The 24,723-nt window shown below is 71.2% G+C and carries 21 protein-coding genes and 1 pseudogene; 13 read left to right on the forward strand and 9 right to left on the reverse strand.

The window, feature by feature from the left end; all coding sequences use genetic code 11:
• Positions 1 to 20: 20 nt before the first annotated feature.
• The 5 genes from DMB38_RS17080 to trxA all read left to right on the forward strand — a co-directional run bounded on the left by DMB38_RS17080 (position 21) and on the right by trxA (position 4,979).
• Positions 21 to 1,838 (forward strand): protein kinase family protein, encoded by a 1,818-nt coding sequence (locus DMB38_RS17080; protein ID WP_125935919.1) that lies wholly within the window; start codon positions 21 to 23, stop codon positions 1,836 to 1,838.
• 34 nt (positions 1,839 to 1,872) lie between these two features.
• Positions 1,873 to 2,559, forward strand: coding sequence for an RNA polymerase sigma factor SigM (gene sigM / locus DMB38_RS17085; protein ID WP_047016793.1), 687 nt, complete (start codon positions 1,873 to 1,875; stop codon positions 2,557 to 2,559).
• Positions 2,556 to 3,509, forward strand: coding sequence for a hypothetical protein (locus tag DMB38_RS17090; protein WP_125935920.1), 954 nt, complete (start codon positions 2,556 to 2,558; stop codon positions 3,507 to 3,509). The genes sigM and DMB38_RS17090 overlap by 4 nt, the downstream gene beginning before the upstream one ends.
• A 120-nt stretch (positions 3,510 to 3,629) precedes the next feature.
• A complete protein-coding gene (gene trxB, locus DMB38_RS17095; RefSeq protein WP_047016795.1) occupies positions 3,630 to 4,607 on the forward strand; it encodes a thioredoxin-disulfide reductase in 978 nt (325 codons plus the stop codon).
• A gap of 12 nt (positions 4,608 to 4,619) precedes the next feature.
• Positions 4,620 to 4,979, forward strand: coding sequence for a thioredoxin (gene trxA / locus DMB38_RS17100; RefSeq protein WP_346429540.1), 360 nt, complete (start codon positions 4,620 to 4,622; stop codon positions 4,977 to 4,979).
• Positions 4,980 to 5,094: 115 nt separating this feature from the next.
• Here trxA and DMB38_RS17105 read toward each other — a convergent pair whose 3' ends face one another.
• From DMB38_RS17105 to rpmH, 9 genes are all read right to left on the reverse strand, one after another.
• On the reverse strand, positions 5,095 to 5,712 hold the full coding sequence (locus tag DMB38_RS17105; protein ID WP_125935921.1) for a GNAT family N-acetyltransferase: 618 nt from the start codon (positions 5,710 to 5,712) through the stop codon (positions 5,095 to 5,097).
• Between the two features lie 121 nt (positions 5,713 to 5,833).
• Positions 5,834 to 6,934, reverse strand: a complete 1,101-nt coding sequence (locus DMB38_RS17110) for a ParB/RepB/Spo0J family partition protein (RefSeq protein WP_206337703.1) — start codon at positions 6,932 to 6,934, stop codon at positions 5,834 to 5,836.
• Positions 6,931 to 7,974: a ParA family protein gene (locus tag DMB38_RS17115; RefSeq protein WP_078898328.1), complete on the reverse strand. Its 1,044-nt coding sequence runs from the start codon at positions 7,972 to 7,974 to the stop codon at positions 6,931 to 6,933. The genes DMB38_RS17110 and DMB38_RS17115 overlap by 4 nt, the downstream gene beginning before the upstream one ends.
• Positions 7,975 to 8,210: 236 nt before the next feature.
• On the reverse strand, positions 8,211 to 8,939 hold the full coding sequence (rsmG, locus tag DMB38_RS17120) for a 16S rRNA (guanine(527)-N(7))-methyltransferase RsmG (protein ID WP_047016799.1): 729 nt from the start codon (positions 8,937 to 8,939) through the stop codon (positions 8,211 to 8,213).
• Positions 8,940 to 9,044: 105 nt separating this feature from the next.
• A complete protein-coding gene (locus tag DMB38_RS17125; RefSeq protein ID WP_125939095.1) occupies positions 9,045 to 9,560 on the reverse strand; it encodes a R3H domain-containing nucleic acid-binding protein in 516 nt (171 codons plus the stop codon).
• Positions 9,561 to 9,616: 56 nt separating this feature from the next.
• Entirely contained in the window at positions 9,617 to 10,888 is a 1,272-nt protein-coding gene (gene yidC / locus DMB38_RS17130; RefSeq protein ID WP_125935922.1) for a membrane protein insertase YidC, read from the reverse strand.
• A gap of 3 nt (positions 10,889 to 10,891) precedes the next feature.
• Entirely contained in the window at positions 10,892 to 11,176 is a 285-nt protein-coding gene (yidD, locus tag DMB38_RS17135; RefSeq protein ID WP_018838819.1) for a membrane protein insertion efficiency factor YidD, read from the reverse strand.
• Positions 11,173 to 11,541 carry a ribonuclease P protein component gene (rnpA, locus tag DMB38_RS17140; RefSeq protein ID WP_047020124.1) on the reverse strand — a complete coding sequence of 123 codons (369 nt, stop codon included), beginning with the start codon at positions 11,539 to 11,541 and terminating at the stop codon, positions 11,173 to 11,175. The genes yidD and rnpA overlap by 4 nt, the downstream gene beginning before the upstream one ends.
• 15 nt (positions 11,542 to 11,556) lie before the next feature.
• A complete protein-coding gene (rpmH, locus tag DMB38_RS17145; protein ID WP_125935923.1) occupies positions 11,557 to 11,694 on the reverse strand; it encodes a 50S ribosomal protein L34 in 138 nt (45 codons plus the stop codon).
• A gap of 370 nt (positions 11,695 to 12,064) precedes the next feature.
• Between rpmH and dnaA the strand changes: the two genes are divergently transcribed.
• The 8 genes and pseudogenes from dnaA to DMB38_RS17185 all read left to right on the forward strand — a co-directional run bounded on the left by dnaA (position 12,065) and on the right by DMB38_RS17185 (position 24,715).
• On the forward strand, positions 12,065 to 13,999 hold the full coding sequence (gene dnaA / locus DMB38_RS17150; RefSeq protein WP_125935924.1) for a chromosomal replication initiator protein DnaA: 1,935 nt from the start codon (positions 12,065 to 12,067) through the stop codon (positions 13,997 to 13,999).
• 908 nt (positions 14,000 to 14,907) lie between these two features.
• Entirely contained in the window at positions 14,908 to 16,047 is a 1,140-nt protein-coding gene (gene dnaN / locus DMB38_RS17155) for a DNA polymerase III subunit beta (protein WP_047020125.1), read from the forward strand.
• A 55-nt stretch (positions 16,048 to 16,102) separates the two neighbouring features.
• Positions 16,103 to 16,980 (forward strand): annotated as a pseudogene (gnd, locus tag DMB38_RS17160) (phosphogluconate dehydrogenase (NAD(+)-dependent, decarboxylating)).
• Positions 16,981 to 17,076: 96 nt separating this feature from the next.
• Positions 17,077 to 18,210 carry a DNA replication/repair protein RecF gene (recF, locus tag DMB38_RS17165; RefSeq protein ID WP_125935925.1) on the forward strand — a complete coding sequence of 378 codons (1,134 nt, stop codon included), beginning with the start codon at positions 17,077 to 17,079 and terminating at the stop codon, positions 18,208 to 18,210.
• Complete coding sequence (locus DMB38_RS17170; protein ID WP_125935926.1) at positions 18,207 to 18,791, forward strand: DUF721 domain-containing protein; 585 nt, start codon at positions 18,207 to 18,209, stop codon at positions 18,789 to 18,791. The genes recF and DMB38_RS17170 overlap by 4 nt, the downstream gene beginning before the upstream one ends.
• A 292-nt stretch (positions 18,792 to 19,083) precedes the next feature.
• Entirely contained in the window at positions 19,084 to 21,213 is a 2,130-nt protein-coding gene (gyrB, locus tag DMB38_RS17175; protein ID WP_125935927.1) for a DNA topoisomerase (ATP-hydrolyzing) subunit B, read from the forward strand.
• Positions 21,214 to 21,319: 106 nt separating this feature from the next.
• Positions 21,320 to 23,947, forward strand: a complete 2,628-nt coding sequence (gene gyrA / locus DMB38_RS17180; RefSeq protein ID WP_125935928.1) for a DNA gyrase subunit A — start codon at positions 21,320 to 21,322, stop codon at positions 23,945 to 23,947.
• A gap of 3 nt (positions 23,948 to 23,950) precedes the next feature.
• On the forward strand, positions 23,951 to 24,715 hold the full coding sequence (locus DMB38_RS17185) for a DUF3566 domain-containing protein (RefSeq protein WP_125935929.1): 765 nt from the start codon (positions 23,951 to 23,953) through the stop codon (positions 24,713 to 24,715).
• The last annotated feature ends 8 nt before the right edge of the window (positions 24,716 to 24,723 follow it).

Here is a 24,723-nt window from a genome sequence, read left to right on the forward strand (position 1 = left end):
TTGGGGAGGCAGGAACGGCGGTGGCGGAACGGAGCACGGCAGCCGTCGACGGCTCGGCGGCCGACCGCAGCGATGCGGCCGACACGACTGAGGCGGCGGACACGGAAGACCCAACGGGCGCCGCGGAGGCGCCCGCTGCCGGGGCCCGTGCCGCGGCAGCCCCCGACTCCGGCGCCGCGGCAGCCGCCGAGACAGAAGCCGGTGATACGCGGCCGGCCGCCGCGGAGCCGCCCGCCCCGGACTCGTCGGCAGGGGAGCCGCCCGCGCCCGAGGGGCCGCGGCGGGCCGGCGTTCCGGTCGCCGACATGCACAGCGGCCACAAGCTCGCCGACCGCTACCGGCTGGAGGAGTGCGTCACCCGCCTCGACGGCTTCAGCAGTTGGCGCGCGGTCGACGAGAAACTCCGCCGCGCCGTCGGCATCCACGTCCTGGCCGCCGGGCACGACCACGCCGAGGCCGTCCTCGACGCCGCCCGCGCCGCGGCCCTCATCGGCGACCCGCGCTTCGTCCAGGTCCTCGACGCCGTCGAGGAGGACGACGTCGTCTACGTGGTCCACGAATGGCTCCCCGACGCCACCGAGTTGTCCACGCTGCTCGCCGGCGGCGCGCCGATGGAGCCGCACGAGGCGTACGAACTCGTCACGCAGGTCTCCCAGGCGCTGGCCGCCGCCCACCGCAAGGACCTCGCGCACCTGAGGCTCACCCCGTCGGCCGTGCTGCGGACGGGCAGCGGGCAGTGGCGCATCCGCGGGCTCTCCATCCACGCGGCGCTGCACGGCACCGAGGCGGACGACCCGCAGCGCACCGACACCGAGGCCGTCGGCGCGCTGCTGTACGCGGCGCTGACGGGCCGCTGGCCGTACGAGGGGGACGCCTACGGGCTGGCCGGGCTGCCCAAGCACGTGGGCCTCATCGCGCCGGAGAAGGTGCGCGCGGGGGTGCACCGCGGGCTCTCGGAGCTGGCGATGCGCGCGCTCGCGGCCGGCTCCCCCGCCGCCGCGGAGCACCCGCGGCCGTGCACGACGCCCGCGGAGCTGAGCGCCGCCTGCGCCGAGCTGCCGCGCATCCGCCCGCCGGAGCCCCAGTACCCGCGGTCCGCGCCGTACCAGCAGACGACGTACCAGCAGGGCTACGCGCAGAGCGGCGGCCGCCCCGGGCCCGCCGCGCGCCCCGCCGCCGCCGTGCCGCCGCCCGCCCCGCCCACGCTGCCGGGGCGGACCGGGAAGGCCGTGAAGTGGTGCGTGTCCGTGCTGCTGATCGTCGCGCTCGCCCTCGGCAGTTGGCAGCTCGCCGACGCCCTCATCAACCACGACGGCCGCGGCGGCGACACCGGCAATTCGGCGGCCGAGCCCGGCGGCGGGGGCGGGGGCTCCGGCGGCGGCCGCGAGGGCGGCAAGCCGGTGGAGATCGAGAGCGCCCGGGACTTCGACCCGTACGGCACCGGCAGCGAGTCCCCGAGCAGCGTGCCCGCGGCCTACGACGCCGACCCATCGAGCTACTGGGAGACCAAGTGGTACACCAGCGCGGTCTTCGGAAACCTCAAGGAGGGCGTCGGGCTGGTCCTGGATCTCGGTGAGCCCCAGCGCGTCGGCAGCGTGAAGGTGTCCCTCATCGGCGACAGCAAGCTGACGGCCATGGCCACCCCGCAGGACACCGGGTCGATGCCGACGGACCTCTCCGGCTTCGAGGAGTTCGACGCGGCGGACGGCACCAATCTGACGCTCAAGCCCACCAAGCCGGTCGTCACCCAGTACGTTCTGCTGTGGCTCACGGAGATTCCGCCGTCGAACGAGGGCAACTTCCGTGGCAAGATCTCCGACATCCGGATTCGGAGCTGAGCGCGCAGTACTCGATCAGGGGGAGGGGTCGGCGTTGGAGAACGCCAGCGGCGGTGACGTCGACGACCGCACACTCCTCGCCCGCCATGTCTCCGGTGAGGACCCGTACGCCTTCGCCGAGATCGTCCGGCGCCACCGGGACCGGCTGTGGGCCGTGGCGCTCCGCACCCTCGGCGACCGCGAGGAGGCCGCGGATGCGGTGCAGGACGCGCTGCTCTCCGCCTTCCGCGCGGCGCACACCTTCCGCGGCCAGTCCGCCGTCACCACCTGGCTGCACCGCATCACCGTGAACGCCTGTCTGGACCGGGCCCGCAAGGCCGCCAGCCGCCGCGCGGCACCGGTCGCGGACACCGAGCACTTCGAGCAGTTGCTGGAGCCGGAGGAGTCCGCCGAGGCGCCCGCGGAGCGGGAGGACACCGGCCGGGAGCTGCGCGAGGCACTGGCGACCCTGCCCGTGGAGCAGCGGGCCGCCCTGGTGCTCGTCGACATGGCGGGCTATCCCGTCGCGGAGGCCGCCGACATCCTCGGCGTTCCCGCGGGTACCGTGAAGAGCCGCTGCGCCCGCGGCCGGGCCCGTCTCCTCCCTCTCGTACGTCATCTGCGGCTCTCCGCCGCCGACTCCGGGGCGGGCGGACGGAACCCGGCGCAGGGGACATCCGTCCCACCGACGGCAGAGCAGCACGACGTACGCGCCGCGAAGGGTGGAGGTGAGAAGCCATGACGCAGCCCCCGCGGTCCTCCGGCGCCGACGACGGGCACCCGGAGGTCGAAGAACTGGCCGACCTCGCCGAGGGTCTGACCTCCCCCGCCCGCACCCAGCAGCTCCACCGCCATCTCGACGAGTGCGCCACCTGCCGTGAGATCCGGGAGGCCCTCGACGGCGTACGCGGGCTCCTCGGCAGCCTCCCGGAGCCCGCCCCGATGCCTGCCGAGATCGCGGGGCGTATCGACGCCGCGCTGGCGGCCGAGGCGCGCTACGACGCCGATGTCTCCGCCGTCGATGTTTCACGTGAAACCGCGCCGCCGGAGACCCAGGTGCCCGCGCCGCGCGAGTCTGTTTCACGTGAAACACGACCCCGCCGCTCGCACCGCCGGCCCGCCGCACACCGTGCGGACGCCACCGGCCCCGGCCGGCCCGCCCGGCGCTGGCCGCGCGTCCTCCTCGGCGCCGCCGGGGCGGCCGCGCTCGTCGCGCTCACCGTCGTCCTCTTCCAGCTCCCGGAGAGCGGCGGCAACGACGACAGCGCCGCAGACATGACGGCCAACCAAGAGCAGTCCCAGAACGCCCCGAAGGTCGCGCCGAGCGCCGGCAGCCAGGGACCGCTCGACGCCGACTCACTGGAGACCCGCGTCCTCGGCATGCTCCAGCAGCCCGAGCGACGCGAGGGCGGCGGCGCCGGCGAGGGCACGGCCGACACCGGCGACGACCCGTTCGTCGCCGAGGGGGACGACTCGCAGGTGCCCGAGTGCGTACGGGCCGCCGTCAACCGCTCCGAGGCGCCGCTCGCCGCCGAGACCGACACGTACGAGGGAACCCCCGCCTACGTCGTCGTGCTGGCGCACCCCGGCGACGCTCAGCGAGTGGACGCCTACGTGGTGGATTCTTCCTGCGCAGCCTCCCCGGACCAGCCGGGCGAGATTCTGCACAGCGACACCTTCCAGCGACCCTGAGCCGCGCCCACCCGCCCGCGGGAATGTCCGGCCCGTAGGATCCGTTGGGTGGGTGAGAGGGACAGGACGCAAGCGTTTCCCCACCCCTTCAGGCAGCCGGTCGTAGACAAGGAAGAGTCCGTGAGCGACGTTCGCAACGTGATCATCATCGGCTCGGGGCCGGCGGGCTATACCGCCGCGCTGTACACCGCCCGCGCCGCGCTGCAGCCGCTGGTCTTCGAAGGCGCCGTCACCGCGGGTGGCGCGCTTATGAACACCACGGACGTGGAGAACTTCCCGGGCTTCCGCGACGGGATCATGGGCCCGGATCTGATGGACAACATGCGGGCACAGGCGGAGCGCTTCGGCGCCGAGCTCGTCCCCGACGACGTGGTGTCCGTGGACCTCACCGGCGACATCAAGACCGTCACCGACACCGCGGGCACGGTGCACCGCGCGCGGACCGTGATCGTCTCCACCGGATCGCAGCACCGCAAGCTGGGGCTGCCCCGGGAGGACGAGCTGTCCGGCCGGGGCATCTCGTGGTGTGCCACCTGTGACGGCTTCTTCTTCCGCGAGCAGGACATCGTGGTCGTCGGCGGTGGTGACACCGCGATGGAGGAGGCCACGTTCCTCTCCCGCTTCGCCAAGAGCGTCACGGTCGTCCACCGCCGGGACAGCCTGCGCGCCAGCAAGGCGATGCAGGAGCGGGCCTTCGCGGACCCGAAGATCTCGTTCATCTGGGACAGCGAGGTCGCCGCCATCCAGGGCGGCGACAAACTCTCCGGTCTCACCCTCAGGAACACCAAGACCGGCGAGGAGTCCGAGATCGCGGTCACGGGTCTCTTCATCGCCATCGGGCACGACCCGCGCACGGAGCTGTTCAAGGGGCAGTTGGAGCTCGACGGGGAGGGCTACCTCACGGTCGACGCCCCCTCCACCCGCACCAACCTCCCCGGGGTCTTCGCATCGGGCGACGTTGTCGACCACACCTACCGCCAGGCGATCACCGCCGCCGGGACGGGTTGCTCTTCGGCGCTGGACGCCGAGCGCTACCTCGCCGCGATCGCCGACAAGGAGAAGTCGGCGGAGCCGGAGAAGGTCGCAGACGCCGTCTGAGACCGAGCAGCCATCAACGCACAACGACGTAAGGAGTACGCCATGGCCGGTGCCACGGTGACCGCAACCGATGCGGACTTCGAGGAGAAGGTCCTCAAGAGCGACAAGCCCGTACTGGTCGACTTCTGGGCTGCCTGGTGCGGCCCGTGCCGCCAGATCGCTCCGTCGCTGGAGGCCATCGCCGCGGAGAACCCCGAGAAGATCACCATCGTCAAGCTCAACATCGACGAGAACCCGGCGACGGCCGCGAAGTACGGGATCATGTCGATCCCGACGATGAACGTCTACCAGGGCGGCGAGGTCGTGAAGACCATCGTCGGCGCCAAGCCGAAGACGGCCCTGGAGCGCGATCTCAGCGAGTTCATCGGCTGACGAAGCGAACCTCGTTTCACGTGAAACGTGCGCGCGGCGCGTGAAACGCAGCCGCCGGCAGACGAAGGGCCCGTCCCTGTGAGGGACGGGCCCTTCGTCGTGCCGGGACGCGGGGTCAGAGCGGCCGCAGCACCGGATCCTTGCGTGCGCCGCCGAGCAGCTTGTCGAGCGCCAGCTCCACGTCCTCCTTCCAGGAGATCGCGGAGCGCAGCTCCAGCCGCATCCGGGGATGGCGGTAGTGGGGGCGTACGGTCTTGAAGCCGACCGCCACCAGATGGTCCGCCGGCAGCACGCACGCGGGCTCCTTCCAGGCCGCGTCCCCGAACGCCTCGACGGCTTTGACGCCCCGGCGCAGCAGATCCTTCGCGACCGTCTGGACGAGGGTCCGGCCCAGGCCCTGCCCCTGATATCCCGGGTTCAGCCACGCGGTCATGAGCTGGACGGCGTCCGCCGACACCGGGCTCGTCGGGAAGGCGAGGGAGCGGGGCACGTAGGCGGGCGGGGCGTACATCACGAACCCGGCCGGCACATCGTCGACGTAGAGGACCCGGCCGCAGGAGCCCCACTCCAGCAGGACGGAGGAGATCCATGCCTCCTTCTCCCGCTCCGGGTGCCCGGACTTGACGGCGGCTTCACCGCTGACAGGATCCAGCTCCCAGAAGACACAGGAGCGGCACCGCCGGGGAAAGTCCGGGAGATTGTCCAGGGTGAGCGGTACGAGCCTTCGCCCCATGCAGCCCGATCCTCTCCTTCACCGGCATCCCCCTCGATACCCGTATGCATCGTATCCGGAGACGACAAAACAGGCCGCGGATTCCCTCCGCGGCCTGTCTCGTGAAGTTCGAGGGGAGGCGTCACTCGTCCTCGTCGGCGTCCTCGTCGCTCAGCTTCTTCTCCAGCACCCTGCCCTCGCCGGGCGCCATCGATCCGAGGATGCGCTCCAGATCCTCTATCGAGGCGAACTCGACGACGATCTTTCCCTTCTTCTGCCCCAGGTCGACCTTCACCCGGGTCTCGAAGCGGTCGGAGAGCCGGGACGCCAGATCGGTGAGCGCCGGAGACATCCGGTTGCCCGCACGCGGCGCCTTCGGCCGGCGCCCGGTCTTGGGCTCCGACGCCATCAGGGTCACGATCTCCTCGACGGCCCGCACCGACAGCCCCTCGGCCACGATGCGGTGCGCCAGCCGGTCCTGCTCGCTGGCATCCTCCACGGAGAGCAGCGCCCGCGCATGGCCCGCCGAGATCACCCCGGCCGCCACCCGCCGCTGCACGGGCGGCGAGAGCCGCAGCAGCCGCAGCGTGTTGGAGACCTGGGGACGGGAGCGGCCGATCCGGTCGGCGAGCTGGTCGTGCGTGCACTCGAAGTCCCGCAGCAACTGGTCGTAGGCGGCGGCCTCTTCCAGCGGGTTGAGCTGTGCTCGATGCAGGTTTTCGAGCAGCGCGTCCAGGAGGAGCTTCTCGTCGTCCGTGGCGCGGACGATCGCGGGAATCCGCTCCATGCCCGCCTCACGGCAGGCACGCCAGCGGCGCTCACCCATGACCAGCTCATAGCGGTCCGAGCCCAGCCGGCGGACGACGACCGGCTGGAGGAGCCCGACCTCCTGGATGGAGGTGACCAGTTCGGCGAGGGAGTCCTCGTCGAACACCTCGCGGGGCTGCCGCGGGTTCGGCGTGATGGCGTCCAGCGGAACCTCGGCGAAGTGCGCACCGGCCACTTCGCCGCTGTCCGCGGCACCCTCGACGGCCGGCGGCGCCTCGTAGGCGTGCTCCGGCGGCGTCTGCTCCTCGTACTCCTGTGGCTCGGGCTGCGGCGCCCGCTCCGACACTATGACCGGCACCGCTCCCGGCGACATGGTGGCGCCACCGACCAGCGGTCCCGAGTCATCGGCGGGAGTGGGAGCGGCGGGGATCAGCGCCCCCAGCCCGCGACCCAGCCCTCTGCGTCGTTCCGTCACTGAGCCCCTCCGTCGTGCCGCTCGTGATGAGCTTCGCCCTGTCTGGGCATACCGCGCAGGGCCATCTCGCGGGCAGCCTCCAGATAGGAGAGCGAGCCGCTCGACCCCGGATCGTAGGTGAGGACCGTCTGCCCGTAGCTCGGCGCCTCCGAGATGCGCACCGAGCGCGGGATGCTGGTCCTCAGCACCTCGTTGCCGAAGTGGCCGCGGACCTCGTCCGCCACCTGGGAGGCCAGGCGCGTCCTCCCGTCGTACATCGTGAGGAGGATCGTCGACACATGGAGCCGGGGGTTGAGATGCCCGCGCACCAGGTCGACGTTGTGGAGCAGTTGCCCCAGCCCCTCCAGCGCGTAGTACTCGCACTGGATGGGGATGAGCACCTCGTTGCCCGCCACCATGGCGTTGACGGTCAACAGGCCGAGCGAGGGCGGGCAGTCGATGAAGATGTAGTCCAACGGCTGCTCGTAGGCGTCGATCGCCCGCTTCAGCCGGCTCTCCCGCGCCACCAGCGAGACCAACTCGATCTCCGCGCCCGCGAGATCGATCGTCGCCGGCGCACAGAACAGCCCCTCGACATCGGGGACCGGCTGCACCACCTCGGCCAGCGGCTTGGCCTCCACCAGCACGTCGTAGACCGACGGCACCTCCGCGTGGTGGTCGACGCCCAGTGCGGTCGAGGCATTGCCCTGCGGGTCGAGGTCGATGACCAGCACCCGGGCCCCGTGCAGGGCCAGTGATGCCGCCAGGTTGACCGTGGTGGTGGTCTTGCCGACCCCGCCCTTCTGGTTGGCGACGACCATCACACGGGTCTGCTCAGGGCGTGGCAGACCCTGACCGGCCCGCCCGAGCGCCTCTACGGCGAGTTGAGCGGCACGGCCGATCGGAGTGTCGTCCATCGGAGGCGGTGTTTCACGTGAAACATCCGCCGATTCGGAGCGGGGACCGGGGACCGGATCGGCCATCGGCCCCGCGACATTGGCGTCGGACCGCAAGGATTCACTCTCCTCGACTTCAGACTCGCACTGCACAGAGCCTGCCATGCTTTCGGGGTCGCGAACCAGCGAGGCCCGTTCTCCTGTGGATGATTCCTTATCCACAGCCGACTCGCGGGCCTCTACGGCACCGCGTCCTCGGCTGAGGATCCCGGGGAGCAACGAACGATGTTTCACGTGAAACACGATGCACAGCCCCGCCGGTACCACCGCAGCGACACTCCGGTGTATGTACGGTAGGCGGCTTTAATGGACCGAACGGCCCTCTTTCGGATACGAGCAGACTAACGGCGTCGGCCGTGCCCACCGCGACCGCCCTTGCGAGCGGCGCGGGCCCGCTTGGCGGCGAAGCGTACGCCACCGGGGCTCTCGCCCACCACGGCCCGTACGACGGTCGCCGGCGGGTCCACCACATCGGCTCCGACCTGCACGATCTCGGTCTCCGTGACGCCGAGCTTGTGCAGCGCGGCCTTCGAGGCGCGCAGTTCTTCCTCGGCGCTCTCCCCCTTCAGCGCCAGCATCTCGCCGTACGGGCGCAGCAGGGGAACGCCCCAGCCGGCCAGCCGGTCCAGCGGGGCGACCGCCCGCGCGGTGACCACATGGACCGGCTCCAGCGTGCCGAGGACCTCCTCGGCCCGGCCGCGGACGACGGTCACCTGCTGCTCCAGCCCCAGCAGCTCGGTGACCTCCTGCAGAAACCGGGTGCGCCGCAGCAGCGGCTCCAGCAGCGTGATCCGCAGGTCGGGACGGACGAGGGCCAGCGGGATACCCGGCAGCCCGGCGCCCGAGCCGACGTCGCAGACCGCGACGCCGTCGGGCACCACTTCGGCGAGCACCGCGCAGTTCAGCAGGTGCCGCTCCCACAGCCTGGGGACTTCCCGCGGGCCGATCAGCCCGCGGGTCACCGCCGTGTCGGCCAGCAGTTCGGCGTAGCGCACCGCGTCCGGAAGGGCACCGCCGAAGACCTTGTCGGCGGCTTCCGGCGCCGGCGGAAGATCCGCTACTTCGGACACGGGAACGTCCTCTCGCTGGAGCACGGGCGGGCGATGGCGGGTGGCAGGGGAGCAGTCTGGGCCGGTCGGAACAACCGGCCCAGGGGTGGAGCAACGACGTTCCGGTCAGGCCGGGAGCACGACCACGCGCCGCTCGGGCTCCTCGCCCTCCGACTCGCTGCGCAGCCCGGCGGCCTTCACCGCGTCGTGCACCACCTTGCGCTCGAACGGGGACATCGGCCGCAGCTTCTCCGGCTCGCCGCTCTCCTTGACCCGCTCGACGGCCTCGGTGCCCAGCTCGGTCAGCTCCGCGCGCTTGCGTGCCCGGAACCCCGCGATGTCCAGCATCAGCCGGCTGCGGTCGCCCGTCTCCCGGTGCACGGCCAGCCGGGTCAGCTCCTGCAGCGCCTCCAGCACCTCGCCCTCGCGCCCCACCAGCTTCTGCAGATGGCGGTCCGACGATCCTTCGCCGATGATCGACACCGAGGCCCGGCCGCCCTCGACGTCCATGTCGATGTCGCCGTCGAGGTCCGCGATGTCGAGCAGCTCCTCCAGATAGTCGGCGGCGATCTCGCCTTCCTGCTCCAGGCGCGTCAGGACGTCCTCGGCCGAGGCCTCGGGCTGCTCGGGCTGGGCCTCGATGTCCGAACCGGTTTCGCCGGTCGTGGACGCGGTGTCCGTCACGTGGGGACTCCTTCTTACTTCTTCGACGGGTGCTTGGGCCGCTGCGGCCCCTTGCGCTGACCGGACTTCGCGTTACGGGCGTTGCCACCCGCACCGCCGCGGCCGGATGAGCCGCCCGCCTTCTTCTTCGCGGCGCTCGACGCGGGCTTCTTGTCCTCGGGCTCCGCGGCGCCGTCCGCGTCCTCCTGCCGCTGGCCGGAGCCGCCGGACTGGGCGTGGCTGCGGCGCTGGGACTTCGACTGCCGCTTCGGCTGCTGCCGCCGGCCGGGGTCGCCGCCGCCGGGCTTGGCGTCCGCCAGCGGCGTCTCGCTCTTGACGATGGTGCCGTCCGCCTGGGGGAGCAGGTCGTGCTTGGCGAGCGCGGAGACGAACTTCCGCTCGTCCTCGTTGCGGTCCTTGCCCTTGGCGACCATCTGCTTGACGACGTAGCGGTCGCGGCGGCCGCGCACGCCGCCGCGGTCGATGACGTGCTTCTGCATGCGCTCCAGCAGGTGCGCGTAGGACTTGCTGCCCGGGGTGGGGTTCCGCTTGATCACGTACATCTGCTGGCCCATGGACCAGACGTTGGTGGTCAGCCAGTAGATGAGGACGCCGACCGGGAAGTTGATGCCGAAGACGGCGAACATGACCGGGAAGATGTACATCAGCATCTTCTGCTGCTGCATGAACGGCGTCTTCACCGTGAGGTCGACGTTCTTCGTCATGAGCTGGCGCTGCGTGTAGAACTGCGACCCCGACATCAGCACGATCATGATGACGGTGACGACCCGCACGTCGGCGAGCGTGGCGCCGAGGCTCTCCACCTTGCCGGCGCTGTCCATGAACTTCGCCGCGATCGGGGCACCGAAGACGTGGGCCTGCCGGGCCTCCGCGACCTGCGTGGCGTTGAGGACACCGACCTCGTTGTTACCGGCGATCTTGTTCAGCACCTGGAAGAGCGCCAGGAAGAAGGGCGACTGGGCGAGGATCGGAAGACAGCTCGAGAGCGGGTTGGTACCCGTCTCCCGGTACAGCTTCATCATCTCCTCGGACTGGCGCTGCTTGTCGCTCTTGTAGCGCTCCTGGATCGCCTTCATCTTCGGCTGGAGCACCTGCATGTTCCGCGTCGCCTTGATCTGCTTCACGAAGAGCGGGATCAGCGCGATCCGGATGACGACCACCAGCGCCACGATGGACAGCCCCCATGCCCAGCCGCTGGCCGGGTCGAAGACCAGGCTGAACAGCGAGTGGAACTGGACGATGATCCAGGAAACGGCGATATAGAGAGGTTTGAGGACCGTGTCCACGAATCAGGCTCCTTGGGCCTTGGGCTGCGTCTTGCCCAGCCGGCTGCGCAGCCGCTGGTGCCAGACCGGATGCTTACGGGGCGGAACGTGATCGACCCCGCCGAGTGACCACGGGTTGCAGCGCAGGATGCGCCAGGCGGTCAGGCCCGTGCCTTTGACCGCACCGTGCAGCCTGATCGCCTCATAGCCGTAGTGCGAGCACGACGGGTAGTACTTGCAGACCGGCCCCAGCAGCGGGCTGATGGTCCACTGGTACAGCTTGATCAACCAAAGCAGCGGATACTTCATCGCGGCGCCCTTCCCAGCAACCGCCCCAGCGCTGCGTCCAGGTCATCGCGCAGCCGGTCGTAGCCGGCCTCCGCGGCGCCGGGCAGCGCCCGTACGACCACCAGGCTACCTGCGGGCAACAGATCCAACCGATCCCGTAGGAGATGACGCAGGCGACGCTTGACGAGGTTGCGCGCGACCGCCGGTCCGACGGCCCTGCTGACGACGAAACCCGCACGCGTCGGGGAGGCGTCCTCCCCGGCGGCATGCGGGTCTCCGCCGCTGTTCAGATGGACGACGAGCAGCGGGCGGCCAGCCCGTCGTCCGCGGCGTACCGCTCGGGCGAAGTCCTCGCGCCGCCGCAGCCGGTGCTCAGCGGGCAACACGAGCACACCAAGAGGTCAGGCGGACAGGCGTGCGCGGCCCTTGTTGCGACGGGCCGTGATGATGGCACGGCCGGCGCGGGTACGCATACGCAGCCGGAAGCCGTGCGTCTTGGCACGCTTGCGGTTGTTCGGCTGGAAAGTGCGCTTGCTCACTCGGGGGCTCCAGGAGATTCGTCACGGGTGGTTAGGCGCCGAACGGCTGCCACCGTGCGCCCTCGAGCCGGCTCGTCATCGCCCGACACGTGACATGATCACTGTCGCGGCCTGAGACTGATCGGAGGCAGGCGGCAGCAGCCGTCGACATCTCGACCTCGACACGGTACGCGGGCGGCCGCCGTCCGGTCAAACCCGCCCCGTGCGGCCGACACGCCACAGGACACTGTGCACAGCCTGTGGACAGCGACTTGAATGGGGCAGCTCGGCGTGACTACCGTGGCTGGACTTCCGACCCTTGCGCGGATCCATCCCACCCGTCCCGAGATCACACCTTCGTGACCTGCCGTGACCTGAAAGAGCGTGCCCCGTGGCCGACCTGCCTGCCGATCTCGCTGCAGTGTGGCCACGCGTGCTCGAGCGACTACTCGCGGACGAACAGGGCGTCGAGGCCAAGGACCACCGCTGGCTGCGCGACTGCCAGCCGCTCGTCCTCGTGGCCGGGACCGCGGTGCTGGCCGTGCCCAACGAGTACGCGAAGGGCGTCTTCGAGGGCCGTCTCGCCTCCAAGATCACCGATGCGCTGAGCCACGCCTGCCGCCAGCCCATCGGCCTGGCCGTCACCGTCAGCCCGGGTGAGCCGGAGTCGAAGCCGCAGCAGGCCCCGCCGGCGCAGCCGGGCCCCGAGTCGGGCGGGCACGGCCCGCACGTACCCCATTCCCCGCAGGCTCCGCAGCCGCCGGCGCACGAGCAGGCCGCGCACCCCGGCGCCCCGCACCTGCCGCTGCCGCACACCTCCGCGCAGCCCACGCACCAGAGCCACCAGCCGCCGCACCAGAGCCACGGCGGGCCGCTGCCCGAGCCGCCGTACGACGCGTACAGCCGCCCGGCGCCCGGGGACGACCGCCTCCCCACCGCCGCCCCGACGTACCCCGAGTACGCGCAGCCGCGCCCGGCGCCGGCCGCCTGGCCCCGCGCCGACCACCACCCGGGCCCGCCCGGCGCCCAGCCGGACACCTCGGCGGGGACCGACGGCACGGACTTCTACTCGGCCCACGACCACCTCGCGCAGCGCCCCGCCCACGACCGGTACGCGCACCCCGGCAGTCACACGGGCGGGCACACGGGCGGCCACCCCGGCGGCCACAGCCCCTCCGGCGCCCCGATCCCTCCCCTGGTGCAGGCCATGGGGAACGTCGAGCTGCCCGCGCCCAGCGGCGCGCCCGGCCCGCTCGCCGCCCAGCCCGCCCCGGCGACGGGACCGGGCGAGCCGACCGCTCGGCTGAATCCGAAGTACCTCTTCGACACCTTCGTCATCGGCGCCTCCAACCGCTTCGCGCACGCCGCGGCGGTCGCCGTCGCCGAGGCCCCGGCCAAGGCGTACAACCCGCTGTTCATCTACGGCGAGTCCGGCCTGGGCAAGACGCACCTGCTGCACGCCATCGGCCACTACGCCCGGAGCCTCTACCCCGGCACCCGGGTGCGGTACGTGAGCTCCGAGGAGTTCACCAACGAGTTCATCAACTCCATCCGCGACGGCAAGGCGGACACGTTCCGCAAGCGCTACCGCGACATGGACATCCTCCTGGTCGACGACGTCCAGTTCCTGGCGAGCAAGGAGTCGACGCAGGAGGAGTTCTTCCACACCTTCAACACCCTGCACAACGCCAACAAGCAGATCGTGCTCTCCAGCGACCGGCCGCCCAAGCAACTGATCACCCTGGAGGACCGGCTCCGCAACCGCTTCGAGTGGGGCCTGATCACCGACGTGCAGCCGCCGGAGCTGGAGACCCGGATCGCGATCCTGCGGAAGAAGGCGGTCCAGGAGCAGTTGAACGCGCCGCCGGAGGTGCTGGAGTTCATCGCCTCCCGGATCTCCCGCAACATCCGTGAGCTGGAGGGCGCCCTGATCCGGGTCACGGCCTTCGCCTCGCTCAACCGGCAGCCGGTGGACCTCGGGCTCACCGAGATCGTGCTGAAGGACCTCATCCCCGGCGGCGAGGACGCGGCCCCGGAGATCACCGCCGCCGCGATCATGGCCGCCACCGCCGACTACTTCGGGCTGACGGTGGAGGACCTCTGCGGTTCCTCCCGTAGCCGCGTGCTGGTCACCGCGCGCCAGATCGCCATGTACCTGTGCCGGGAGCTGACGGACCTCTCCCTGCCGAAGATCGGCGCCCAGTTCGGCAACCGGGACCACACCACCGTGATGCACGCGGACCGCAAGATCCGGGCGCTGATGGCCGAGCGGCGCTCGATCTACAACCAGGTCACCGAGCTGACCAACCGCATCAAGAACAGCTAGCGGCCCCGCCGCCGTTCCCTACGCCCCCGCCCTGCCCCGCCCCGCGCCGCTCCACGGCGCCTCCCGGGCTCCCACGCGTCCCCCGGCCGCCGGTTCTGCACAGGTCTTCCGCACGCGTCCGGCCGCGTCCGCGCGCCCCCGGCACGTACCCGAACAGCCGAGCCCCCGCGCCCTGTTCGATTCCAGGCCCTGACCAGGCACTTCTCCACACCTCGGCGGCTTTTCCGCCGTCCACACCCTGGGGATCGGCGAGTTACCCACGGGCGGGTGTGGACGCGGTCTGGACAACTCGCGTCCGCGCAGCTCATGGGGGTGTGGATTTGTGGGCGAGCGTTGCCCACACCCTGTGGACACCGTCCGCCGGCTCGACCGGCGCCGAGCGCTGTCCACCGCGGAAGACCACTCACCCACAGAAAACCCCGCTCTGTACACAGCCTGTCCACAAGTTTGTCCACTGTTCGGCAACGCAACGCGCCCCTTCACCAGGTCGAGTGAAAGCCGTCACACCGAGAGGCAGGATTGGCTGTGCAGAAACCCGGGTAACTCTGGGGACGGAGCTGTGGCTAAGTGGCCCCCGCCTGTGAACGGCCTGTGTACAGCCGGGCATCGTCCACAGGAACAGCGGGTTATCCACTCTTCGTCCCCAACCCGCCTGTGGGCAAAATTCGCGGGCTGACCTGCGCAGACAGGGTTTTCCACGGTTTCCACAAGCCCTACTACTACCTCTACACGTAGCTAGCTCGGAATCCGCTTCGAAGCGGGGCCTGTGCACAAGTGCGGTCGACGGCCTCCAAGAGCGGCAGCGACGAGTTGACCCCGACCTGCCCCCTGTGTCGGTGCCGTGCGTCAGACTGGTCCCCCACACCAACCGAGCCGGCAAGGGCCGAGAGCACCAGGAGGCGGTCTCCGTGAAGATCCGGGTGGAGCGCGACGTACTCGCGGAGGCAGTGGCGTGGGCAGCGCGCAGCCTCCCGGCCCGGCCGCCCGCGCCGGTGCTCGCCGGACTGCTGCTGAAGGCCGACGGCGCGGACGGCGGGACGCTCAGCCTCTCCGGCTTCGACTACGAGGTCTCCGCCCGCGTCTCCGTGGAGGCGGACGTGGAGGAGGACGGCAAGGTCCTCGTCTCCGGGCGGCTGCTCGCCGACATCTCGCGCGCACTTCCCAACAGGCCTGTGGAGATCTCCACCGACGGCGTCCGGGTCACCGTGGTCTGCGGCTCCTCGCGGTTCACACTCCACACCCTGCCTGTGGAGGAGTATCCGGCGCTGCCCGAGATGCCGACCGCGACCGGCACGGTCTCCGGCGAGGTCTTCGCCGCCGCCGTCTCGCAGGTCGCCATCGCCGCCGGCCGGGACGACACCCTGCCGGTGCTCACGGGCGTGCGCATCGAGATCGAGGGCGACACGGTCACGCTGGCCTCCACGGACCGGTACCGCTTCGCGGTCCGCGAGTTCCTGTGGAAGCCGGAGACCGCCGACGCCTCCTCGGTGGCGCTCGTCCCCGCCAAGACGCTGCTGGACACGGCCAAGTCGCTGACCAGCGGCGACATCGTGACGCTCGCGCTGTCGGGCGCCGGCGCGGGCGAGGGCCTGATCGGCTTCGAGGGCGCCGGCCGGCGGACGACGACGCGGCTGATCGAGGGCGACCTGCCGAAGTACCGCACGCTGTTCCCCACGGAGTTCAACTCGGTGGCGGTCATCGAGACCCCGCCGTTCGTCGAGGCCGTCAAGCGCGTGGCGCTCGTGGCCGAGCGGAACACGCCGGTGCGGCTGAGCTTCGAGCAGGGCGTGCTGACCCTGGAGGCGGGGTCGAGCGACGATGCACAGGCTGTGGAAAGGGTGGACGCGCAGTTGGAGGGCGACGACATCTCGATCGCCTTCAACCCGCTCTTCCTCCTCGACGGGCTGAGCGCGATCGACTCTCCCGCCGCGCAGCTCTCGTTCACGACGTCGACGAAGCCGGCGCTGCTCAGCGGCAAGCCCGCGCTCGACGCCGAGGCGGACGAGGCGTACAAGTACCTGATCATGCCCGTGCGACTGAGCGGCTGACGGCCCGGCGTAGGCTCGGACCCGACAGGACGCACAGACGGACGAAGGGGCAGTGATGGAGCTCGGTCTTGTGGGTCTCGGCCGGATGGGCGGGAACATGCGTGAGCGCATCCGGCGCGCGGGCCACACCGTCGTGGGGTACGACCAGAACCCGGACCGGGCCGATGTCCACAGCCTGCGGGAGCTTGTGGACGCACTGCCCGCCCCCGCGTGGTGTGGGTGATGGTGCCCGCGGGCGCGGCCACGCAGTCGACCGTCGACGAGCTGGCCGGGCTGCTGGAGCCCGGCGACGTGCTCGTGGACGGTGGCAACTCGCGCTGGACGGACGACGAGAAGCACGCCGGGGAGCTGGGTGCGAAGGGCATCGGCTTCGTGGACTGCGGTGTCTCCGGGGGCGTGTGGGGCCTGGAGAACGGCTATGCGCTGATGTACGGCGGCGACGCCGAGCACGTGGCGCGGGTGCAGCCCGTCTTCGACGCGCTGAAGCCGGAGGGCGAGTACGGCGCCGTCCACGCCGGCAAGGTCGGCGCGGGGCACTTCGCGAAGATGGTCCACAACGGCATCGAGTACGCGATGATGCAGGCCTTCGCCGAGGGCTGGGAGCTGCTGGAGGCCGCCGACTCGGTCACCGACGTGCGCGAGGTCTTCCGCTCCTGGCAGGAGGGCACGGTCATCCGCTCCTGGCTGCTGGACCTGGCGGTCCGGGCGCTGGACGACGACGAGCACCTGGGCAAGCTCCGCGGGTACGCGGAGGACTCCGGCGAGGGCCGGTGGACGGTGGAGGCGGCGATCGACCACGCGGTGCCGCTGCCGGCGATAACGGCGTCGCTCTTCGCCCGGTTCGCCTCGCGCCAGGACGACTCGCCGCAGATGAAGATGATCGCCGCGCTGCGGAACCAGTTCGGCGGCCACGCGGTCAAGGAGGAGCAGTAGCTCTGCCGGGCGGCCGGCGGGAGCGCCGGCCCGCTCTTCGCCCAAGCTGAATCGAAGCTGAATCGGCCGAGTGCCTGGGGAGGTCGGCGTCGGGCCATGCACGTGTCTCATCTCTCGCTGGCCGACTTCCGTTCGTACGAGCGGGCGGAGGTGCCCCTCGACCCGGGGGTGACGGCCTTCGTCGGGCCGAACGGCCAGGGCAAGACGAACCTGGTCGAGGCGGTCGGCTATCTCGCGACCCTGGGCAGCCACCGGGTGTCCGCGGACGCGCCGCTGGTGCGCATGGGCGCGGCGCGTGCGGTGGTCCGGGCCGCGGTGACGCAGGACGGCCGGCAGCAGCTCGTGGAGCTGGAGCTGAACCCGGGCAAGGCGAACCGGGCGCGGCTGAACCGCTCCTCGCAGGTGCGGCCGCGCGATCTGCTGGGCGTGCTGCGTTCCGTGCTCTTCGCGCCGGAGGACCTGGCGCTGGTCAAGGGCGACCCGGATCAGCGGCGCCGCTTCCTCGACGAGCTGATCACGGCGCGGGCGCCGCGGCTGGCGGGGGTGCGCAGCGACTACGACCGGGTGCTCAAGCAGCGCAACACCCTGCTGAAGACGGCCGCGATGGCGCGGCGGCACGGCGGGCGGCAGCTCGACCTGTCGACGCTGGACGTCTGGGACCAGCATCTGGCGCGGGCCGGGGCGGAGCTGCTGGCACAGCGGCTGGAGCTGATCGCGGTGCTGCAGCCGCTGGTGGACAAGGCGTACGAGCAGGTGGCGCCGGGCGGCGGGCCGACGGCGTTCGAGTACAGGTCGCCGGCGGGCGGGCGGTTCGCGCAGGCGCGTACGCGCGAGGAGTTCGCGGGCCTGCTGCTGGAGGCGATGGCGGAGGCGCGGAAGCAGGAGATCGAGCGGGGCGTGACGCTGGTCGGTCCGCACCGCGACGATCTGGTGCTGAAGCTGGGCGAGTTGCCGGCGAAGGGCTATGCGTCGCACGGGGAGTCGTGGTCGTACGCGCTGGCGCTGCGGCTCGCGTCGTACGAGCTGCTGCGCGGCGAGGGCGGCGGGGAGCCGGTGCTGGTGCTGGACGACGTGTTCGCGGAGCTGGACGCGCGGCGGCGGGAGCGGCTGGCGGAGCTGGTGGCGCCCGGCGAGCAGGTGCTCGTGACGGCGGCGGTGGCGGAGGACGTGCCGGAGGTGCTGGCGGGGGCGCGGTTCACGGTGGCCGACGGGCGGGTGGAGCGCGGATGAGCGAGGAGCCCGTACGTCCCGGGGGCGCCCGCGAGGACCCGGCCGCGGACTCCGGTGCCGCGGAGTCCCCCGCCGCTCCCGAGCCCTCCGGGATCGACCTGGCGCGCGTGGCCCTGCGGGCGGCGCGGGCGGAGGCCCGGGCGCGGGGGGCGGCGGCGCAGCAGCGCCGGCAGGCCCGCCGCGGCGGCGGGCTGCGCTCGGGCGCCCGCGCCGACGGCCGCGATCCGCTGCCGCTGGGTGCCGCGGTGAGCAGGCTGATCACCGAGCGCGGCTGGGAGGCGCCGGCGGCGGTGGGCGGCGTGATGGGCCGCTGGCCGCAGCTCGTCGGCCCCGAGGTGGCGCAGCACTGCGCGCCCGAGCGGTACGACGAGCAGGAGCGGGTGCTCGTGGTGGCGTGCGACTCCACGGCGTGGGCGACGCAGCTGCGGCTGCTGGCGCCGCAATTGGTGGCGCGGCTCAACGAGGAGCTGGGCCACGGCACCGTGAAGCTCATCAAAGTGGTGGGTCCCGGGGGCGGCGGGCGGCGCTTCGGGCCGCTGCGGGCGCCGGGGAGCCAGGGGCCCGGGGACACGTACGGGTAGCCCCGTACCTTCTGCTGAACCCCGCCGGTAAACCTGTGATGGAGTGAGGTCGGTCACAGTAGCTGAAGGTTGACGCCCCGAAGCGCTGAGTGGCGCTCAGAGGCTCTGCAGGCCCCGGTGTGTGCAGTCCCCCTCGGCGGGCAGATGTTCAGGGCGCCACATGCGGGTTCAGGCACCGGCAAACCGCCATTCTGTCGTGGGCTACCGGTAGACTGGGAGCAACCCGCCCACTTGCGGAACACGCTGACCAACAACGACGCGGCCGCTCCCCGCTCAGCCAGGAGAGTGGCCCGTGCTGTGCCAGAAAGGGCGCTTCGTGGCCGATTCCGGCAACTCCAACGAGAACATCCCTGCCAGCGAGAACGTGCCTCCAGGCGCCGACGGCGCCGCGGAGGCGGCCGCTGAGGCCGCACGGGCGCACGCCCGCGCGGAGGCGGAGGCCGTCGAGGACGCGGCGTACGACGCGAACGCGATCACGGTCCTGGAGGGCCTCGACGCCGTCCGCAAGCGCCCGGGCATGTACATCGGCTCGACCGGTGAGCGCGGTCTGCACCACCTGGTGCAGGAGGTCGTGGACAACTCGGTGGACGAGGCGATGGCCGGCCACGCGGACACGATCGAGGTGACGCTGCTCGCCGACGGCGGCGTGCGCGTCGTCGACAACGGCCGCGGCATCCCCGTGGGCATCGTGCCGTCGGAGAACAAGCCCGCGGTGGAGGTCGTGCTCACCGTCCTGCACGCCGGCGGCAAGTTCGGCGGCGGCGGCTACGCGGTCTCCGGCGGTCTGCACGGCGTCGGCGTCTCGGTCGTGAACGCGCTCTCGACCCGCCTGTCGGTGGAGGTCAAGACCGACGGCTACCGCTGGACGCAGGACTACAAGCTGGGCATCCCGACCGAGCCGCTGGCGCGGAACGAGGAGACGGACGAGACCGGCACCACGGTCACGTTCTGGGCGGACGGCGACGTCTTCGAGACGACGGACTACTCGTTCGAGACGCTGTCGCGCCGGTTCCAGGAGATGGCGTTCCTCAACAAGGGCCTCACCATCTCGCTCACCGACGAGCGGGCGGCGGCCAAGCAGACCTCGGGCGCGGACACCGCGGGCGACGAGGACGAGGACAAGGCGCGCAGCGTCACGTACCACTACGAGGGCGGCATCTCCGACTTCGTACGCCACCTGAACTCGCGCAAGGGCGAGCCGGTGCACCCCTCGGTGATCGACTTCGAGGCCGCGGACACCGAGCGGCTGATGTCGGTCGAGATCGCGATGCAGTGGAACACGCAGTACAGCGAGGGCGTCTACAGTTTCGCCAACGTCATCCACACCCACGAGGGCGGTACGCACGAGGAGGGCTTCCGGGCGGCGCTGACGGGGCTGATCAACCGGTACGCGCGGGACAAGAAGCTGCTCCGCGAGAAGGATGACAACCTCACCGGCGAGGACATCCGCGAGGGCCTGACGGCGATCATCTCGGTCCGGCTGGGCGAGCCCCAGTTCGAGGGCCAGACGAAGACCAAGCTGGGCAACACGGAGGCGAAGACCTTCGTGCAGAAGGTCACGCACGAGCACCTGACGGACTGGCTCGACCGGAACCCGAACGAGGCGGCGGACATCGTCCGCAAGTCCATCCAGGCGGCGACGGCCCGCGTGGCCGCCCGCAAGGCGCGCGACCTGACGCGGCGCAAGGGGCTGCTGGAGACCGCGTCGCTGCCGGGCAAGCTGAGCGACTGCCAGTCGAACGACCCGTCCAAGTGCGAGATCTTCATCGTGGAGGGCGACTCCGCGGGCGGCTCGGCGAAGTCCGGCCGCAACCCGCGGTACCAGGCGATCCTCCCGATCCGCGGCAAGATCCTCAACGTGGAGAAGGCCCGGATCGACCGGGTGCTGCAGAACACCGAGGTGCAGGCGCTGATCTCGGCGTTCGGCACCGGCATCCACGAGGACTTCGACCTCGGCAAGCTGCGCTATCACAAGATCGTGCTGATGGCCGACGCGGACGTCGACGGCCAGCACATCCAGACGCTGCTGCTGACGCTGCTGTTCCGCTTCATGCGCCCGCTGATCGAGGGCGGGCACGTCTTCCTGGCCCAGCCGCCGCTGTACAAGATCAAGTGGACCAGGGACGAGTTCGAGTACGCGTACTCCGACCGCGAGCGGGACCAGCTCATCGAGCTGGGCCGCTCGCAGGGCAAGCGGATCAGGGACGACTCGATCCAGCGCTTCAAGGGCCTGGGCGAGATGAACGCGGAGGAGCTGCGGGTCACCACCATGGACCAGGCGCACCGCGTGCTGCGCCAGGTGACGCTCGACGACGCCGCCGCGGCCGACGACCTCTTCTCCGTGCTCATGGGCGAGGACGTCGAGGCGCGCCGCTCGTTCATCCAGCGCAACGCCAAGGACGTCCGCTTCCTCGACATCTGAGTCGGCCCCGCCCGGGCGGCCCCCCGCCCGGGTTTCCCGGGGGCTCCCCGCCCGGGTGCGACCGACCGCCTTCGAGACCTCTTCGAAAAGGTAGAAAAGACCCGCAATGGCCGACGAGCTCACTCCCCAGAACCCCGACCCGCAGCCGGACGGCGAGGGCGAAGACGGCGGCATCGTGCTGCGCGTGGACGCCGTCTCGCTCGAGACGGAGATGCAGCGCAGTTATCTCGACTACGCGATGAGCGTCATCGTCTCGCGTGCGCTGCCGGACATCCGCGACGGCCTGAAGCCCGTGCACCGCCGCGTCCTGTACTCGATGTACGAGGGCGGCTACCGCCCGGAGCGCGGGTACTTCAAGTGCGCGCGCGTCGTCGGCGACGTCATGGGCAACTACCACCCGCACGGCGACTCGGCGATCTACGACGCCCTGGTGCGGCTGGCCCAGCCCTGGTCGATGCGGATGCCGCTCGTCGACGGCAACGGGAACTTCGGCTCCCCGGGCAACGACCCCGCCGCCGCCATGCGCTACACCGAGTGCCGCATGGCGCAGCTCGCCATGGAGATGCTCCGCGACATCGACGAGGAGACCGTCGACTTCGGGGACAACTACGACGGCCGCTCCCAGGAGCCCACCGTCCTGCCCGCCCGCTTCCCGAACCTGCTGATCAACGGCTCGGCGGGGATCGCGGTCGGCATGGCGACGAACATCCCGCCGCACAACCTGCGCGAGGTGGCCGACGGGGTGCAGTGGTACCTGGAGCACCCCCAGGCGTCCAACGACGAGCTGCTCGAAGCCCTCCTGGAGCGCATCAAGGGCCCCGACTTCCCCAGCGGCGCGCTGGTCGTCGGCCGCAAGGGCATCGAGGAGGCGTACCGCACCGGCCGCGGCTCGATCCCGATGCGCGCGGTGGTCGAGGTCGAGGAGATCCAGGACCGGCAGTGCCTGGTCGTCACCGAGCTGCCCTACCAGGTCAACCCCGACAACCTCGCGCAGAAGATCGCCGACGGGGTGAAGGACGGCCGGCTGACGGGCATCGCCGACGTCCGGGACGAGACCTCGTCGCGTACGGGCCAGCGCCTGGTCATCGTGCTGCGCCGGGACGCCGTCGCGAAGGTCGTGCTGAACAACCTCTACAAGCACACCGACCTGCAGACGAACTTCGGCGCCAACATGCTCGCGCTGGTCGACGGCGTGCCGCGCACGCTGTCGCTGGACGCCTTCATCCGCCACTGGGTGGAGCACCAGATCGACGTCATCGTCCGCCGCACCACCTTCCGGCTGCGCAAGGCCGAGGAGCGGGCGCACATCCTGCGCGGCCTGCTGAAGGCGCTCGACGCCATCGACGAGGTCATCGCGCTGATCCGGGCCTCCCAGACGGTGGACGTGGCGCGCCGGGGCCTGATGGACCTGCTGGAGATCGACGAGATCCAGGCGAACGCGATCCTGGAGATGCAGCTCCGCCGGCTGGCCGCCCTGGAGCGGCAGAAGATCACCGCGGAGCACGACGAGCTGCAGGCCAAGATCGACGACTACAACGCGATCCTCGCCTCCCCCGAGCGGCAGCGGCAGATCATCAGCGAGGAGCTGGCGGCGATCGTCGCGAAGTTCGGCGACGACCGGCGTACGCAGCTCGTGCCCTTCGACGGTGACGTGTCCATCGAGGACCTGATCGCCGAGGAGGACATCGTCGTCACGATCACCCGCGGCGGCTATCTGAAGCGGACGAAGACGAACGACTACCGCGCGCAGAAGCGCGGCGGCAAGGGCGTACGCGGGGCGCGGCTGCGCGAGGACGACATCGTCGACCACTTCTTCGTCTCCACCACCCACCACTGGCTGCTGTTCTTCACGAACAAGGGCCGGGTCTACCGCGCCAAGGCGTACGAGCTGCCGGACGCCGGGCGCGATGCCAAGGGCCAGCACGTCGCGAACCTGCTGGCGTTCCAGCCGGACGAGCACATCGCGGAGATCCTGGCGATCCGGGACTACGAGGCCGCCCCGTACCTGGTGCTCGCCACCAAGGCCGGGCTGGTGAAGAAGACGGTGCTCAAGGACTACGACTCGCCCCGGCAGGGAGGCGTGATCGCGGTCAATCTGCGGGAGATGCCCGACGGCTCGCCGGACGAGGTGATCGGCGCCGAGCTGGTCTCGCCCGAGGACGACCTGCTGCTCGTCAGCAGGAAGGCCCAATCGATCCGGTTCACCGCAACGGACGAGGCGCTGCGCCCGATGGGCCGCGCGACCTCCGGTGTGAAGGGCATGAGCTTCCGCGAGGGTGACGAACTCCTCTCGATGAATGTCGTGCGGCCCGGTACGTTCGTGTTCACCGCCACCGACGGCGGTTACGCGAAGCGTACGAACGTGGACGACTATCGCGTTCAGGGACGAGGTGGCCTCGGCATCAAGGCGGCGAAGCTGGTGGAGGACCGGGGTTCGCTGGTGGGCGCGCTGGTGGTGGAGGAGTCGGATGAGATCCTCGCCATCACGCTCGGCGGCGGCGTGATCCGTACGCGGGTCGACGAGGTCAGGGAGACGGGCCGTGACACCATGGGTGTCCAACTGATCAACCTGGGGAAGCGGGACGCCGTGGTCGGCATCGCGCGGAACGCCGAAGCCGGTCGGGAGGCGGAGGAGGTCGAGGAGGCCGCCGACGCCGCCGTCGCCGCCGACGAGGCCGGGAGCACGGACGCCGGGGCCCAGGGCCCCGCCGCGGACGGTGAAGGCGAGGAGTAGGTCGTGAGTGGAGCCACGGGTGCCGGCGCCGGGCCGGCGAGGGCGGAGGGGTACGCCCAGCCGAACCCCCCGCCGGGTCCGGACGACGCCGGCGGCGGGCACGGCGGCCGGCGCGGGCGCAGACGCGGTGCCTCCGGCGCCGGGGGCGCGGAGGACCCGCAGGGGCACGCGTATCCGTACGACGCCGCCCCGGAGGGCCCGATGCCCCCGCCGTCGACGGCCCCCGCCGCCCCGCCGGCGCCGCACCAGCCGCCGCAGGCGTACACCCCGCCGGCCGGCGTGGCCGGCGGCCACGCCGGGGGGCACACGGCGGGGCGCGGCGGCCAGGCGTACGAGCAGGCGCAGCAGACGGCCGCCGGGGTACGCAGGTCGCGTACCGGCGCCAGGACCGTCCCGCGCACCCGCAAGGCGCGGCTGCGGATCGCCAAGGCCGACCCGTGGTCGGTGATGAAGGTCAGCTTCCTGCTCTCCATCGCGCTCGGCATCTGCACGATCGTGGCGGTGACGGTGCTGTGGATGGTGCTGGACGCGATGGGCGTCTTCAGCACGGTCGGCGGCACGATCAGCGAGGCCACCGGTTCGGACGACTCGGCCGGCTTCGACCTGGAGTCGTTCCTGTCGCTGCCCCGGGTGGCCGGCTTCACGGCGGTGGTGGCGCTCATCGACGTGGTCCTCGCCACGGCGCTGGCGACGCTGGGCGCGTTCATCTACAACCTCTCCGCGGGCTTCGTCGGCGGCATCGAGGTCACGCTGGCGGAGGACGAGTAGCGCCCGCC

It is taken from the genome of Streptomyces sp. WAC 06738 (genome assembly GCF_003945505.1).
Taxonomy (GTDB): Bacteria; Actinomycetota; Actinomycetes; order Streptomycetales; family Streptomycetaceae; genus Streptomyces.

Excerpts from the sequence above, each read along its gene's own strand:
- DMB38_RS17090 (WP_125935920.1), top strand. The coding sequence starts at position 2,556 with ATGACGCAGCCCCCGCGGTCCTCCGGCGCCGACGACGGGCACCCGGAG.
- DMB38_RS17105 (WP_125935921.1), bottom strand. The coding sequence starts at position 5,712 with ATGGGGCGAAGGCTCGTACCGCTCACCCTGGACAATCTCCCGGACTTT.
- DMB38_RS17115 (WP_078898328.1), bottom strand. The coding sequence starts at position 7,974 with ATGGCAGGCTCTGTGCAGTGCGAGTCTGAAGTCGAGGAGAGTGAATCC.
- yidD (WP_018838819.1), bottom strand. The coding sequence starts at position 11,176 with ATGAAGTATCCGCTGCTTTGGTTGATCAAGCTGTACCAGTGGACCATC.
- recF (WP_125935925.1), top strand. The coding sequence starts at position 17,077 with ATGCACGTGTCTCATCTCTCGCTGGCCGACTTCCGTTCGTACGAGCGG.
- DMB38_RS17170 (WP_125935926.1), top strand. The coding sequence starts at position 18,207 with ATGAGCGAGGAGCCCGTACGTCCCGGGGGCGCCCGCGAGGACCCGGCC.
- gyrA (WP_125935928.1), top strand. The coding sequence starts at position 21,320 with ATGGCCGACGAGCTCACTCCCCAGAACCCCGACCCGCAGCCGGACGGC.